The 14,237-nt window shown below is 34.2% G+C and carries 15 protein-coding genes; 13 read left to right on the top strand and 2 right to left on the bottom strand.

All coding sequences use genetic code 11. The features are described 5' to 3' along the window. The first annotated feature begins 78 nt into the window (after nucleotides 1-78). The 4 genes from RN605_RS05110 to RN605_RS05125 all read left to right on the top strand — a co-directional run bounded on the left by RN605_RS05110 (nucleotide 79) and on the right by RN605_RS05125 (nucleotide 4,730). Nucleotides 79-510 (top strand): energy transducer TonB, encoded by a 432-nt coding sequence (locus RN605_RS05110; protein WP_313322798.1) that lies wholly within the window; start codon nucleotides 79-81, stop codon nucleotides 508-510. Between the two features lie 148 nt (nucleotides 511-658). Beyond that, nucleotides 659-1,144 carry a hypothetical protein gene (locus tag RN605_RS05115; RefSeq protein ID WP_313322799.1) on the top strand — a complete coding sequence of 162 codons (486 nt, stop codon included), beginning with the start codon at nucleotides 659-661 and terminating at the stop codon, nucleotides 1,142-1,144. Nucleotides 1,145-1,363: 219 nt separating this feature from the next. Then, nucleotides 1,364-2,458, top strand: a complete 1,095-nt coding sequence (locus RN605_RS05120) for an MFS transporter (RefSeq protein ID WP_313322801.1) — start codon at nucleotides 1,364-1,366, stop codon at nucleotides 2,456-2,458. Between the two features lie 748 nt (nucleotides 2,459-3,206). Continuing rightward, nucleotides 3,207-4,730 carry a glycosyltransferase family 39 protein gene (locus RN605_RS05125; RefSeq protein ID WP_313322803.1) on the top strand — a complete coding sequence of 508 codons (1,524 nt, stop codon included), beginning with the start codon at nucleotides 3,207-3,209 and terminating at the stop codon, nucleotides 4,728-4,730. A 35-nt stretch (nucleotides 4,731-4,765) separates the two neighbouring features. Here the strand turns inward: RN605_RS05125 and RN605_RS05130 are convergent, their stop codons facing one another. Then, on the bottom strand, nucleotides 4,766-5,035 hold the full coding sequence (locus RN605_RS05130; protein WP_313322805.1) for a hypothetical protein: 270 nt from the start codon (nucleotides 5,033-5,035) through the stop codon (nucleotides 4,766-4,768). Nucleotides 5,036-5,292: 257 nt separating this feature from the next. Here RN605_RS05130 and RN605_RS05135 point away from each other — a divergent pair, with 257 nt between their 5' ends. From RN605_RS05135 to RN605_RS05160, 6 genes are all read left to right on the top strand, one after another. Beyond that, a complete protein-coding gene (locus tag RN605_RS05135) occupies nucleotides 5,293-5,670 on the top strand; it encodes a DUF1398 family protein (RefSeq protein WP_313322807.1) in 378 nt (125 codons plus the stop codon). A gap of 58 nt (nucleotides 5,671-5,728) precedes the next feature. Continuing rightward, nucleotides 5,729-5,917, top strand: coding sequence for an RNA-binding protein (locus RN605_RS05140; RefSeq protein WP_313322809.1), 189 nt, complete (start codon nucleotides 5,729-5,731; stop codon nucleotides 5,915-5,917). Nucleotides 5,918-6,045: 128 nt separating this feature from the next. Next, the gene (locus RN605_RS05145) at nucleotides 6,046-6,546 is read left to right on the top strand and encodes a hypothetical protein (RefSeq protein WP_313322811.1); all 501 of its coding nucleotides are present in this window, start codon (nucleotides 6,046-6,048) and stop codon (nucleotides 6,544-6,546) included. A 10-nt stretch (nucleotides 6,547-6,556) separates the two neighbouring features. Further along, on the top strand, nucleotides 6,557-6,958 hold the full coding sequence (locus RN605_RS05150) for an OsmC family protein (RefSeq protein ID WP_313322813.1): 402 nt from the start codon (nucleotides 6,557-6,559) through the stop codon (nucleotides 6,956-6,958). A 168-nt stretch (nucleotides 6,959-7,126) separates the two neighbouring features. Beyond that, nucleotides 7,127-7,972, top strand: coding sequence for a class I SAM-dependent methyltransferase (locus RN605_RS05155; RefSeq protein WP_313322815.1), 846 nt, complete (start codon nucleotides 7,127-7,129; stop codon nucleotides 7,970-7,972). A 135-nt stretch (nucleotides 7,973-8,107) separates the two neighbouring features. Beyond that, nucleotides 8,108-9,586, top strand: a complete 1,479-nt coding sequence (locus RN605_RS05160) for an alpha/beta hydrolase-fold protein (protein WP_313322817.1) — start codon at nucleotides 8,108-8,110, stop codon at nucleotides 9,584-9,586. Nucleotides 9,587-9,646: 60 nt separating this feature from the next. Here the strand turns inward: RN605_RS05160 and RN605_RS05165 are convergent, their stop codons facing one another. Beyond that, entirely contained in the window at nucleotides 9,647-11,314 is a 1,668-nt protein-coding gene (locus RN605_RS05165; protein ID WP_313322819.1) for a T9SS type A sorting domain-containing protein, read from the bottom strand. Nucleotides 11,315-11,548: 234 nt separating this feature from the next. Here RN605_RS05165 and RN605_RS05170 point away from each other — a divergent pair, with 234 nt between their 5' ends. The 3 genes from RN605_RS05170 to RN605_RS05180 all read left to right on the top strand — a co-directional run bounded on the left by RN605_RS05170 (nucleotide 11,549) and on the right by RN605_RS05180 (nucleotide 14,236). Continuing rightward, nucleotides 11,549-12,013, top strand: a complete 465-nt coding sequence (locus tag RN605_RS05170) for a hypothetical protein (protein WP_313322821.1) — start codon at nucleotides 11,549-11,551, stop codon at nucleotides 12,011-12,013. A 112-nt stretch (nucleotides 12,014-12,125) separates the two neighbouring features. Beyond that, nucleotides 12,126-13,418, top strand: a complete 1,293-nt coding sequence (locus tag RN605_RS05175) for a glycoside hydrolase family 28 protein (RefSeq protein ID WP_313322822.1) — start codon at nucleotides 12,126-12,128, stop codon at nucleotides 13,416-13,418. 356 nt (nucleotides 13,419-13,774) lie between these two features. Further along, nucleotides 13,775-14,236: a hypothetical protein gene (locus RN605_RS05180; RefSeq protein ID WP_313322824.1), complete on the top strand. Its 462-nt coding sequence runs from the start codon at nucleotides 13,775-13,777 to the stop codon at nucleotides 14,234-14,236. Nucleotide 14,237 lies beyond the last annotated feature (1 nt).

Consider the following 14,237-nt stretch of genomic DNA (forward strand, 5'->3'; position numbering starts at 1 on the left):
AATTATTTGCTTTTAAAAATTTTTAATTTATATTTGAAATATCTCTATTTAACCTATTTATTGAAAAAACCCAAATCTATGAAACTACATTACTTGTTCTTACTTTTATTTTGTTCTGTTAGCTGGAGTCAGGAATGGCCAACGGAAGACTATGCTAAGAAGCATAATTATCTTGAAGTTATTGGCGATACGCTTGGCACGAATAACAAACTAAAACGCATTACTTTTGCGCAATATCCTCACGGGAAGAAAGGTATTAATACTTTGATACAAATGAATATCAAACACCCTAACACGCTTGAAAAACCTTTGAATAACGGAAGAGTTCTTTTATCGTATATCGTTAACAGAGAAGGGAACATTGAGAATGTTACTGTACTTGAAAGTGCTGGTAAACTTTTTGACGATGAAGCTATTGCGGTTTTAATGAAAATGGAACGCTGGATTCCGGGTGCTGTTAATGGCGAAGCTGTTGATGTTGCCTACAGGCAGCCGTTTCGATTTAATTGATTTCTTAGTTTAGAAGTTTAGGAGTTTAAATGTTTAGAAGTTTTTTAATAAAGCTTCTCGATACTATTTTACTACGTAAAATCACTCGAAGTGACGCATGGTTTGTGATTAGGTATTTTTATATCTTTGAGATAAATTAAGATATTTAATGAATAAAAGTTTCTTCTTTTCGATTGTTGTTGCGGTTGTTTTTTTACTGACTGGAATTGCCATTGCAAAAGATAACGCTTATGACATTGGTTTAACAATTACTTTTATTTCTTTTTTTCTGTATCCTTTAGCTAGCATTAGTTTAAAAAACAAAAAGTGGACAATAATAATTGTTCATTATATCATTTCTATTTTTATACTTTTTTTACTGCTTTCGAGTTATTTGCTTAATGACAGAACTTATCATTCTATTTTTCTAGGTGCTTTCTTTTGTTCTTTATTTTTTCAAATCTTAACAAAATATCTGTTTGCTACTCAAACTTCATGGAAAACTATATTAATTGTTTCTACATTTAGTTTAATAGTTTTTATTCCATTTCAATTAAAATATGGATATGATAGGCTTGGTTTTGGTATTTTTCTATGGATGATTATCAATGCATTTGTTACAAGTAAATCAACTTCAACAAAACTTATCAACTGAAAACGATATAGCGCGGTGGGTTATTCACAAATGGGATAGTGCTGGCTATATTTTCTTTATTTTTGCAGGCACAACACTAACTTCTCTGCTATGCCTTTAATAGATTATAGTTTTCTGTCGAAAGTACTACCGAAAGCCAAGATTAAAAAAGGGTATCGTAGCAAAAAGCGCTCTTACCTTAATAGAGTTCGGCTGGCTACTGCGTTGTTCTTTTTTGGGATGGGGTTTTGTTTTGCTACCTGGGCTAGCCGTATTCCGGATATTAAATCGATGTTGCTGCTTAGTGAAGCAGGACTGGGAACGTTGCTTTTTGCATTGCCGGCTGGTCAGCTTTCGGCGATGCCTTTTTCGGGGAGAACGGTTACTAAATATGGCAGCCGAAAGGTGTTGCTTATCGCTATCCTACTCTACTCTTTTTGTTTAACGTTACTTGGGTTGGCTGGTGCTCAATGGCAATTGGCGATAGGGTTATACATCTTTGGGGTTTGTGGAAACTTTTGCAACATTGCTGTTAATACGCAAGGCGTTCATACGCAACAATTGTTTGATAAACCTATTATGGGTTCGTTTCATGGTTCGTGGAGTTTGGCGGGTTTTTGTGGTGCGCTGGTTAGTTTGATTGTAATGAGTTTTGGCTTGACGCCTTATCAACATTTTTTAGTTGCTTTTGGTATTGTGGCTCTTATTGTGCTTACGAATTATAAATTTATTGTAGCAACTAAGGTTAAAAAACAAGAAAATAAAGAAAGTTACTCGTTTCGGAAGAATCCTGATACGACTTTGATTTGGCTTGGTGCTATTGCTTTTTGTTGTATGGCTAGCGAAGGCATCATGTTTGACTGGAGTGGTGTTTATTTTAGAGAGATTGTTAAGGTTCCTGGTGCGCTGGTGGTTTTGGGGTATACTTCGTTTATGATTAGCATGGCGAGTGGTCGTTTTTTGAGCGATATTTTGGTGCGCAAGTATGGCGTAAAGCGTGTGCTTATTACTAGTGGCATCGTTATTTCTACGGGATTGTATATGGCGGTGTTGTTTCCTTATATTGTTCCTTGTACTGTGGCTTTTATGTTGGTTGGGTTTGGGGTTTCGAATGTTATCCCTACGGTGATTAGTATTGCTGGGAATAATGCCAATGTGCCTACGGGTATAGCGCTTACTATTGTTTCGAGTATTAGTTTTCTTGGGTTTTTGATTGGTCCGCCGTTGATTGGTTTTATTGCTGAATTGACGAGTTTGAAATATTCGTTTGCTATTATTGGGGTTTTTGGGGTTTTTATTTCGGTGTTGGTGAGTAGGTTGAAGATTTTTAAATAATTAGTGATTAGTAATTAGTGATTACGACTGTGCAAACCAAACTCTTGAGATCGCGAAGCAAACTCCGAGCATCACAATCCAATCTCCGGACATCACAATCCAAAGTCCGAGCATCACAATCCAAAGTCCGAGCATCACAATCCAAAGTCCGAGCATCACAATCCAAACTCCGGTCGTCACAATCCAATCTCCGAGCATCACAATCCAAAGTCCGAGCATCACAATGGCATCTCAGAGCTTCACAATGGCAACTCCGGACCTGCGCAAAGCAATCTCCGAGCATCACAATGGCATCTCCGAGCATCACAATGGCATCTCAGAGCTTCACAATGGCAACTCCGGACCTGCGCAAAGCAATCTCCGGGCTTCACAATGGCATCTCCGGACCTGCGCAAAGCAATCTCCGGGCTTCACAATGGCATCTCCGGACCTGCGCAAAGCAAACGCTGCCCATCAGCAGAATAGTCTAAAACAGGCACTTCCTCGACGAACTACACCAATTCCTGCGATATTAGGAACCTAAAAAAACCTCCCAAATGTCAAAAATCAATAAACAGATTAAAAATTATTTTCATACTTCGATTAAATTAGGGTGATTTCCCCCTTTTTTATTGGAAGGGTTTGTTTAGATTTGATAAACAAATAAAGTATGACGTTTGTCAGCCTTAGACACCCAAATATGGGTATATATGTCTGATTTTGTCAGACATATATACAAGTTAGTGGTAATTTTAACAGACACTTCTCAATGACAAAAAAGACAACAATTTTAATAAGTTTCATTGGACTTAAATTCTTACTGCAATTTTTACTATTAAGTAGTGAGTACGACTTGCAAAGAGACGAATATTTGCATCTTGACCAAGCAAATCATTTGGCTTGGGGCTATCTTTCGGTTCCACCCTTTACTTCTTGGACATCTTATATTATTCAACTGCTTGGTAATTCAATTTTTTGGATTAAGTTCTTCCCAGCCTTGTATGGGGCATTGACAATTTATATCGTTTGGAAAGCCATTGAAGAATTAAATGGAAATCTGTTTGCGTTGATTTTGGGTGCAACTTGTGTTTTATTTTCTGCACTTATGCGACTAAATACTTTGTATCAACCCAATTCTTTTGACGTACTAAGTTGGACAGTTTTATACTTTATATTGCTAAAATATATCAAATCTGATGATTCAAAATGGCTGTATATAGGAGCAACAGTATTTGCAATAGGCTTTTTAAACAAGTACAACATTATTTTTCTATTAATCGGACTTGTACCTTCATTGCTGATAACAGAACATAGGAAAGTATTTTTTAAACCTACTTTGTATTTTGCCATTTCATTAGGTTTAGTTTTAATCTTGCCTAATCTTATTTGGCAATACGACAATAATTTCCCAGTCTTACACCATTTAAAAGAATTGGCAGAAACGCAATTAGTAAATGTAAATAAATTTGATTTTTTGAAAAATCAGTTGCTCTTTTTTATAGGGTCACTAATAGTAATCTTTGCATCATTTTATGCGTTGCTTTTTTTCAAGCCTTTCTACAAGTATAGACTATTCTTTTCCTCTATCCTCTTTACTTTAATAGCTTTTATTTATTTTAAGGCAAAAGACTATTATGCTATTGGTATTTACCCAATTTATATTTCTTTTGGCTCTGTTTATATCGCAGACATTTTAAAAGACGGTTGGAGAAAATATTTACAACCAGTTGCAATTGCTATTCCCTTACTATTATTTATTCCAATTTTTAATGTTGCGTTTCCAAATAAAAGCCCTGAATACATTGTTCAACATTCAGAAAAATACAAAAAATTAGGTTTACTGCGTTGGGAAGATGGCAAAGACCATTTATTGCCACAAGATTTTGCAGATATGCTTGGTTGGAAAGAATTAGCACAGAAAGTTGATAGCATTTATTTAAGATTACCAAACAAAAATAATACGCTTATTCTTTGCGATAATTATGGACAGGCAGGGGCAATAAATTATTATACAAGTCAAAAAATACAAGCAGTTTCTTTCAATGCTGACTACATAGATTGGTTTGACTTAAATAAAAAATATGAAAACTTAATTAGAGTGAAGGAAGCAGAAGAAATAAATGTAGAATTGCAAGAAACATCGCCTTTTTTTCAAAATTCAACCCTTGCAGACTCAATAACTAATCAATATGCAAGAGAGTTTGGGACAGGAATATTTCTTTTCACAGGTGCAAAAATTGACATTAGACAAAGAATTAAAGATGAAATTGCCGAAAAGAAAAACTACCGCTAACAGCGGTTTGCTTCAATGGCTGCTTCCGGATTTTACTACGGAAAATCCGCTGCTGAATGGAATGTTTTGTTATATTTGTGATGGCTTGGTGCTGGCGCAACGCCACTGAGAGCAAGCCGCAGAACGTTATAGCCAATACCAGCTCGCGCACGTAAAACAGAAAGAATTATGACAAAACAGAAAGGAATAATTTTATCAATTTCCTCAATAATATTGGGTTTCGTATTAAATGGTTTAGCATGGACAATTTTGCCTGGACCAACATTTAGTACTTCGGGATTGTTGCTCGGATTAGCTTTATTCATTTTTGGTGTTGTAATATTTATTTCAAGTGTAAATAGAAATTAAAACCAAAAGTAACAGAAAGTAGAAACTGAAAATGGAAGTGGAGAATGGAAGTGGAAAAGCAAAAGTACTGGCTATAACAGCGTTTCGCGCTACAACTGGTTTATCGTTCTTAGAAAATAGGCTGGAGTTTATGATTTAGTATTTGATTTTTATTTAACTTGGCATTACTACATGAACATTAGAAAATCAACTGCAACCTTAAAAACAAACAACTATGAATAACAACGATAAAATAAAAGAAAGCTATAAAACCGCAACAAGTTATCCTGATCTTGCCAAAAAGCTTAGCCAAATTGGTGTAGAATCATACACTGTTGACACTGCAAGCGGCACTATACTTTATAGGTTTAAAAATGGAGAAAACATTCTGCATGAAGGCAATCACAATGCCAGAACAATTGCAGAAAATTTTGATAGTCAAAAAACCATTGATGCCATCAGAAACAATCAACAAGGCAAATCTGATTATCCTGATTTTATGAACGAAATAGCAGCAGCAGGAGTTCGCTTTTATGAAGCAACACTAAGTGGTGATAATAAAAGAGTAACTTATATTGGAATTGGTGGTTTTTATGAGGAAGCAATTCCTTGATAAACTATACAATCGAGAGTAGCTAAAAATGCTTACACACCAATAAAAACTTAAAAACATGCCAACAACAACTATAAAAGATGGTGATTTTTGTATTGTAATTGCAGGAACACACAAAGGAAAATCGGGGTTTATTAAAGATATAAAAACAAGTAAAACAGGGCATATCACTATTACTGTTTTACAGAAAAACGAAGTTAGATTTAAAACACTTGCCAAAAACGTTGAAGTAACAAAAGAGGAATAAAAAGACGTATGGGTAGATTAGGCTCAATAGCTGGTTTCCCTAAAATTTGTATCTTCACATCACCTTGTGGAATTAAGCGAAACTTAGCAACATAATTCAAAAAAATGAACTTTAAAATTTGAAACAAAATGAGTAAATTATTTTATGTTATCGTATTCTTTTTAAGCTTTAGTGGTTATAGTCAGGAACTGTTTGAATATAATTTTGACGATAATATAACTTTAAATGTTCTTGAAGAAACCGAAGAAGGCCAAATGGCAAACGGAAAATTCATCAGAAGCACTTTTGAAAATGAAGTTATTACTTTATCAAATTCAAATAAAGCTAAAGATATATTACCAACAATGAATGAAACCAGTTTATTAAAACTTTTTCAAGGTGTTAAAGATGGAAATTTAAAATCTACTAAAGGAACACTTCTTAATGAAGAAATAATCACTTTTAATAACATCAAAGTTTCAAAATTTAAAATTTCACTCCTTTTAGAAGGTCAAAAGAAAGTATTTGAAACTTATGTGTTTGCATATAAAAACATTATCTATACTTTTCAGTTCATGAATAATGAAAGTGAATTTGAAAATTTGAAAAATCTTAGAAAGAGCATTTTAGATTCTATTAAATTCCATTAAAAAATCTTTTATGAAAATCTCTGCATCAATAAAAAGTAGTTTTCAATCACACGAAGTGAATGTTGAAACTGAGAGTAACAATAAAAATATTTTGATTGCTCATAAAGCTGAAGGTTATGGTTCTTCTGTTAATGGCGGGGAATTCCTTTTTTTAGCTCTAGCTACTTGTTTTTGCAATGATTTGTATAGAGAAGCTATTAAAAGAAATATGAAAATAGATTCGGTTGAAGTTAAAGTCTCTGGCGAATTTGGCGGCGAAGGTGAACCCGCAAAAAATATAAGTTACAAAGTAAAAATAGAAGCTAAAGAGCATTCAGATGTTCAAATCAATGATTTAATAACATTTGTAGACAATATAGCAGAAATTCATAACACCTTGCGACAAGGGATAACTGTTGAACTTGAAAAATAATAGAATTAAAATTAATTAGTTTTTTAACCTTCATTCCCCATTATTCTATACTGATTAAACTCTGCGTTTTTCTTCATTAAAAATCATTACCTTTATAATAAATAACTAAGCATCAGTTTCTTGCAGAACGATGCGAGGTGTGTTTTTATTACATTAAACAACTAAATGATGGAAAATGAACTAAACAAAATTCGCGAACAGCAGAAAGAGGCATGGAATACTTTTTCTTCTGGCTGGAAAAAATGGGATGACCTTACTATGGAATGGTTAAAACCCATGGGTGATGAAATCATCAGTTATATTCGTCCCAAAAATGGTGATATTATTTTGGATGTTGCATCAGGTACTGGCGAACCTGGATTAACCATTGCCTCTATGATTGGTGATGGAAAATTATATTTAACTGACCTTTCCGAAGACATGCTCACCATTGCAAGTGAGAACGCATTAAACAGAGGTATTAGGAATACAGAAACCATAGTGTGCGATGTTTGTGAACTTCCTTTTGAAGATAACACCTTTGATGCAATAAGCTGTAGATTTGGTTTTATGTTTTTTCCTGACATGCTTTTAGCAGCCAAAGAAATGGTTAGAGTTTTAAAACCCGGCGGTAGAATTGCCACATCAGTTTGGGGTATTCCCGAAAAAAATTTCTGGGTAACTGCTACTATGGGTACCATCAATAGAAACCTCAACCTATCGCCTCCTCCACCGGGTTCTCCAGGAATATTTCGATGTGCTAAGGATGGCTTAATGCATGAACTATTTTCAGAAGCTGGATTAAAAAATATTTCGGAAAAAGAAGTGACGAGTAAACTTAATAGCAAAACGAGTGATGTTTACTGGAATATGATGAACGAAATAGCAGCTCCTGTTGTTGGTGCGCTCAGTAAAGCTGATGATGCCATGAAAAGAAAAATAAAAGAAGAAGTTTATCAAGCATTAAATGAAAAATATCCTGATGGAAACATTATGATAGACTCTAGTGCTACTGTAATCTATGGTGAAAAATAAAGATTTAAGATTCTTAAGATTAAGCCGTCTTTTGTTTGCGTGTAAGTTTTGAGTAAAAGTTGTATCTTTCCAAAAGGTTGTAACAAGAACATTGATGAATCTACACAACAATTTATTTATAATAACTTTTAAAAAATGAAGAAACTACATTTTAGTATTTTACTAGCATTATTATTTATAGTTAATGGATTTTCCCAACAAATAAGAGCAAAATATACCGCTGCTGTATTTAATCAACCTTTTACAGGGAATGTATTAGTATACATGTCAAAAGAAAACAAAGAACCTAAAGAAGGTGCTGTAGGTTTAGAGCGTTTTCCGTGCTTTATGGTTTCTGTAAAAAATATTCAACCAGGACAAGCTGTTACTATTGATGATAATGCTGTTTCTTATCCTGTTACACTTTCAAATATTGAACGCGGAGAATATTATGTTCAAATTGTTTGGGACAGAAATCTTGGCGGGAGTTCTATTGCTAAAAGTCCTGGCAATTTATACAATGCCTCCCAAAAAATAAATATTACCAAAGACACCGAAAAAGTTTTTGATATTACTGCATCAATGGTAATTCCAGAGCTTCCTGCATTTAAGGAGACTAAATATGTTAAAGAATTTAAAGCTTCATCTGCATTACTAAGCAATTTTCATGCAAAAAACATGACTGTTAACGCGGCTGTAATTCTACCAAAAGAATACTATAGCGAACCTAAAAGAAAATTCCCTGTATTATTTAACATCTCCGGATATGGAGGTGATTATTATCGCTACTCAGGTGACACCTTAGCCAGCAAACCCATAAATGATATTGCTGTTATCAGAGTCTTTCTTGATGGTAAATGTGCATTAGGCCATTCGGTTTATGCCAATAGCGATAATAATGGTCCATGGGGTGATGCCTTAGTCAAAGAGTTTATTCCACAGCTTGAAAAAGATTTCAGATGCAATGGCGCAAAATTATTAACGGGTCACAGCAGCGGTGGTTGGTCTGTACTTTGGCTTCAAACTCAGTATCCAAAAATATTTGATGGATGTTGGTCTAGCTCACCTGATCCAGTTGACTTCAGAAATTTTCAAAAAATAAATCTATATGAAGATAAGAACATGTTTTATGACAAAAACGGAACACCTTGTCTGGTAGCTACTGTAGCTGGTTTTTTCCCTTGGGCTACTATGAAAACTATTTATCAAATGGAAAATGTCATATATCGCGGTGAACAAATGCATTCTTTTGATGCCGTGTTCAGCAAAAAAGGCACTAACGGATTGCCAGAAAGTATTTGTGATAGCGAAACAGGAGACATAAACAAAACTGTGTTTTCCAATTGGAAAAAATATGATATTGCTTTAAATCTTAAAGAAAACTGGGAATCTGTTAAATCTGATTTAGATGGTAAGGTTCGTATATCTGTTGGAAATCAGGATAATTTTCTGCTCAATTATGCTGTTCGCTTACTCGACGAACAAATGAAACAATTACATTCTTCTTTCCAAGTTGCTTATTACACTGGAGATCACTTTACAGTTTTTTCTCCTGAATATAGAAAGGATGGAGATGATTTTCTGAAACAACGATACCTAGACTGGTTGGCAAAATCAAATACTTTAAAGAACTAAGATTTTCAGTAAGATTTTATAATAAAAAATGGGTCATTGCTGACCCATTTTTTATTTATCTTATTTCTTTATCGTTTTGGTGTGCTGTGTGCTACCATCTTGCATCATCATGCTAAGAATGTAAAGTCCCGAATTTAAATCAGAAAGGTTGATTTCTGGTTGTGGGTTTTCGATAGTTCTAACCAATTTTCCTGTAGTTTCTGTAACAAGAATGGTTTTTACTTCCTGAGCATTATCAAGATAAATCACATCCGTAAACGGAACCGGATATACTTTGATTTTTGATTGTGTTACCTCAGCGGTAGACAACTGGTCTGTTAAAGTAATAGTTATTTTCCAAGAGTTGTTATTTACTCTGTTATAGTCTGCATTACAACCTGAACCACCATAAGTTCTCCATGCTCTAAGGTCAAAACTAACAGCTCCCGAAAGACCATTAGCAAGACTAAGTCCTGTTCTGTTGTAAGCATAAGTTCCTGTAGTTCCTCCAACTCCCGAAGTAATTGCAGCTTCAGTAGTATTGTTAGTAGTACATACTAACAGTGTTCTTTGCTCACTCATCCAACCATTGCTGGCAGTAGTCATGGTGTAGGCAACATCTGTTGAACCAATTTGAAAGCCCGATGGTACGGTTACGTTTAAAGTTCCCGTACAAGCTGTTGTACTGGTAATTGTAGGCTCATTAAGAGTGTATTCGGTATTAATATCACCAGCAGTATAAGTAAACACCATTTGACCAGTAGTGAATGTTTTCATTTGCCAGAAACCTTGAACGGTATCGCAGTTAGAACGTACCCAGAAATAATAAGGTACTCCTAAATTTAAACCTGTTAGGGTTACTGTAGTTACTCCTGCTCCAACACTTCCTGAAGGCGTAGTAGAAGCCGTTGGAGGTGTAGCTGTATCGCTGTAATAGTAATCATAACCCATTGAAGGTGCACTTGCAGGTGCTGTCCAGTTGAATACTCCTCCATCAGTAGTTGAAGTATAGGTAATATTTGTTGGTCCAGGACAACTGGTGTAAGCATCAGCCGAAAAAGCAAACACGTTAGGAACTCCTCCACTTACTTTAGTAACAGTAACGCTTTCAATAAGCTTAGGCTGATTACCCGAACTTATAGCTAACGGAATTTGATACAATCTAGGATTTGTTCCTCCTCCATTTTCTAAAACATCATTCGTTCGATTTATCCTTCCAATGCCTTGAATGGCAAAGTTAGTACCACCATACCAGTCAGAAATAGAAATACCCGTGAAGGTTTGTGTTGTCGCATCAGAGAAATTTACTGTTGCGTTTATAATACAAGAACCACTTCCACCAGTAGCCAACATGTATAAGTTGACTGCCGCAATAGGTGTGGTAAATACTAAAGTCCCTGCGTCATTTGCGTTTTGAAGTCTAAGTGCGTTATTACCGCTGTAAGAAGCTAATTGATAGCTAAGTCCGGCTGGTGAAGGAACAGCACTGTTAATAAGTCCGTTGTTTGGCAATCCATAAGTTAAAGCCGTACTTCCTGAAGTTAACTGAAAATCTCTTGCCACAAAAGCAAAGTTTACTCCGTCAACATCGTTATTAGTTGATGAAGCAGATGTACCAACTCCATTGGCAACAACATCGGCATTAAAACCACTTTGAATGGAAATGGTTTGTAGATTCTGTGCGGTTGTTTTTTGTGTAGCTAGTGAAAATGATGCAATAGCAGAAATAAATAGTAGTGTTTTTTTCATAAATAAAAAGTAGTTAGATTAATTTGGCATCTAATTTACAATTTCTCAACTAAAAAATTCACAATAGTTTCACTTTACTCAATAAAATAATAACAATTTAACAAAGCCCTTGATTTTATTATAATAATCTAAAAAAGGTGGTCAAAAATTAATTATTTGCACTCACTATAATTTATTATTTTTACTTCTGTGCAAAGTTTCGCTTGAAACAAATCAACAACTAACACCTGTTTTATGAAAAAAAGAGACCTAAATATACTTCTATTGTTACTCACTTTTAGCGTTAGTACTTTTGCTCAGCAAAGCATGACGTTTGACCAAGCAGTCAAAAAAGGCATTTATAAAAAACTTGACAGCATTTATCCTGGAGGTATTGATGGCAATCCTGAAAAGTCTCTTTTTAAAAATCAGGATGCTTACATTAAATCGTATCAGCAGTTTATCTATGAACTATCTGATTTTTTGAAGAAAAACAATTTCAAATGGGGAAAGCAAGTAAGTTGTTTCAACAAAATATATTTTTCTAAAAAAGGAACCGTCGATTATTTTTTATACAACTTCAAAGAAGGCGAACTAACCGAAACGCAAGCCAAACAGTTTGATAAACTTCTAAAAAAGTTTGTAAAGAATGCTAAGTTCAGTTTACCAACAGAAACTCCTTTTGCACAGTGCAGCCCAGTGAAATACAATGATTTGTAAATACTAATTAAAAATTAATAGTAAAATTCAAAAACAACTTTTATCTTTGGAATAACTTTTGATGTAATCGATTGCAAAAGTATAAACCATATTAACTAGTAACCTTTTATAAATGAAAAAAATAGTAACCCTTGTTCTAGGACTTGTATTAACTGGATGCAACATTATTAAAGCTCAAGAAAAATACACACCACCACCATTGCCTATAATTCCTGAGAAAACGTTTAACATTAATGATTTTGGCGCGGTTAGCGATGATACTACCGATAATACTGCTGCCATTCAGAAAGCCATAGATGCTGCTGTTGCAGCTGGTGGCGGACATGTAGTTCTACCTAAAGGAACTTATCTCTCGGGACCATTAACGTTTTACAGCAATCTTGATTTACATTTAGACAAAGGTGCAATCCTTCGTTTTCTTCCAATAGACCGTTATCCTGGTGGATCAGTGGAAGGAACCAGTTTCATTAGCGGAACAAAACTTCACGATATTTCAATAACCGGAAAAGGAACCATTGATGGGCAAGGAAGTCCATGGTGGCCACAATACAAAACTGAAGGTTTCAATCGTCCTAGAATGATTGTTTTAAAAGACTGTGATAAAATTTTGATTGAAGGCGTTAAATTGATGAACTCGCCTAAATTCCATATTGCCATTGGCGGTAAAACAACTAATGTAACTGTTAGCGGTATTACCGTAAGAGCTCCTTCTTCAAAAGACCCAGTAAATCCAAGTCACAATACTGATGCTTGTAATGTTACTGGAAACAACATTTTAATTAAGAACTGTGACATTAGCACGGGAGATGATAACTACACTTGTGGTGGTGGAACATCAAATGTTAGAATTACGGGTTGCACGTATGGAACAGGCCATGGGGTTTCTATTGGTAGTTATACCAAAGGAGGAGTTAAAAACTTTGTAGTTGAAAATTGTACGTTCACAGATACTGATTACGGAATCAGAATCAAAACCGACCGCGACCGTGGTGGAACTGTTGAAAACATGGTTTACCGTAACCTTACTATGGAGAATGTAGGTATGCCTATCCTTATGTACCAAGCTTATAATGCAGAAGAAAAAGAATTTAGAGATTTGAAAAAAATAACTCCTGAAATTGCCGAAAGATATCCTGCAGCTTCAGTAGCAGAACTAACTCCTGCTTATAAAAACTTTGTGTTTCAAAACATAAAAGCCACTACAAAAGAAGGTGGCCGTGCAGGTTTAGTTTGGGGTTTACCTGAATCACTAATTGAGGATGTTACATTTGACAATGTTGTTATCGATGCACAAAGACCATTTGGAGTCTTTTTTGCAAAAAACATTAAATTTAAAGATTGTGCCATCAAAACCAAAGAAGGTTTAAACAAAATAGAAATCACTAATGCTTTATTGACAAGATAATTAATAAACCTATTAAAAAAATACCCACTCTTTCAAGTGGGTATTTTTTTGGTCAATAAAGTAAAAGAAGATTCTGATTTGAATAGAAAAATAATTAAAAAATCATTTTGTCAACTGTATAATTTAAAAACTAATTATAGTCTTATCCTTAGTTTTAGAAATTGCTACTAAACAATTAGTATTGACTGAAAATAAACATCTTAGTATTGGCGTCGGTTTAAAGGTTTAATCTATATAACATCTATATCAGCCATTAATAAACATTAATAAAAAGAATATCTTTATTCAGTATTTGAAGAACTAATAATTAGTTAAATTAAATTCTATAAATCATATTTTGATTAAAAAATAAACTCATGGAAGCAATTTGGTTCTTTCCACTCTACATTATCTGTCCATTAATTGGGTTTATACTCGCTCTTTGGGGTTTTCTAAATATTAGAAAAGGTAAATCAAACAAATTACTTTTTACTGGATTAGGGTTATTATCACTTCCAGTTATTCACATTGCTTTTGTATCGTTATTTCAACTTAATCTGTCCCATAAAATTGCTGGGGATTATAACTTGGGAAATGAACAAAAAATTTTAACCATTTATGATAACGGAACATTTGTTTTAAATAAATCGGAGCAATTTAACGGCAGTGGAGAAGGAACCTGGAAAATAAAACAAATTGAAACCCCTTTATTGATTTTAGATTTCAAAGAAAAAAGAAAGGTAGATTTATTACTAGGCATTGTAAAACATAAGGAAATAATTATCCTAACAAGTATGCAATGGGGAAATGATTTTTCTTCGGAGTTTGTTAAAAAATAAA

Origin of the sequence: Flavobacterium sp. PMTSA4 (genome assembly GCF_032098525.1) — a bacterium.
GTDB classification, from domain to species: domain Bacteria; phylum Bacteroidota; class Bacteroidia; order Flavobacteriales; family Flavobacteriaceae; genus Flavobacterium; species Flavobacterium capsici.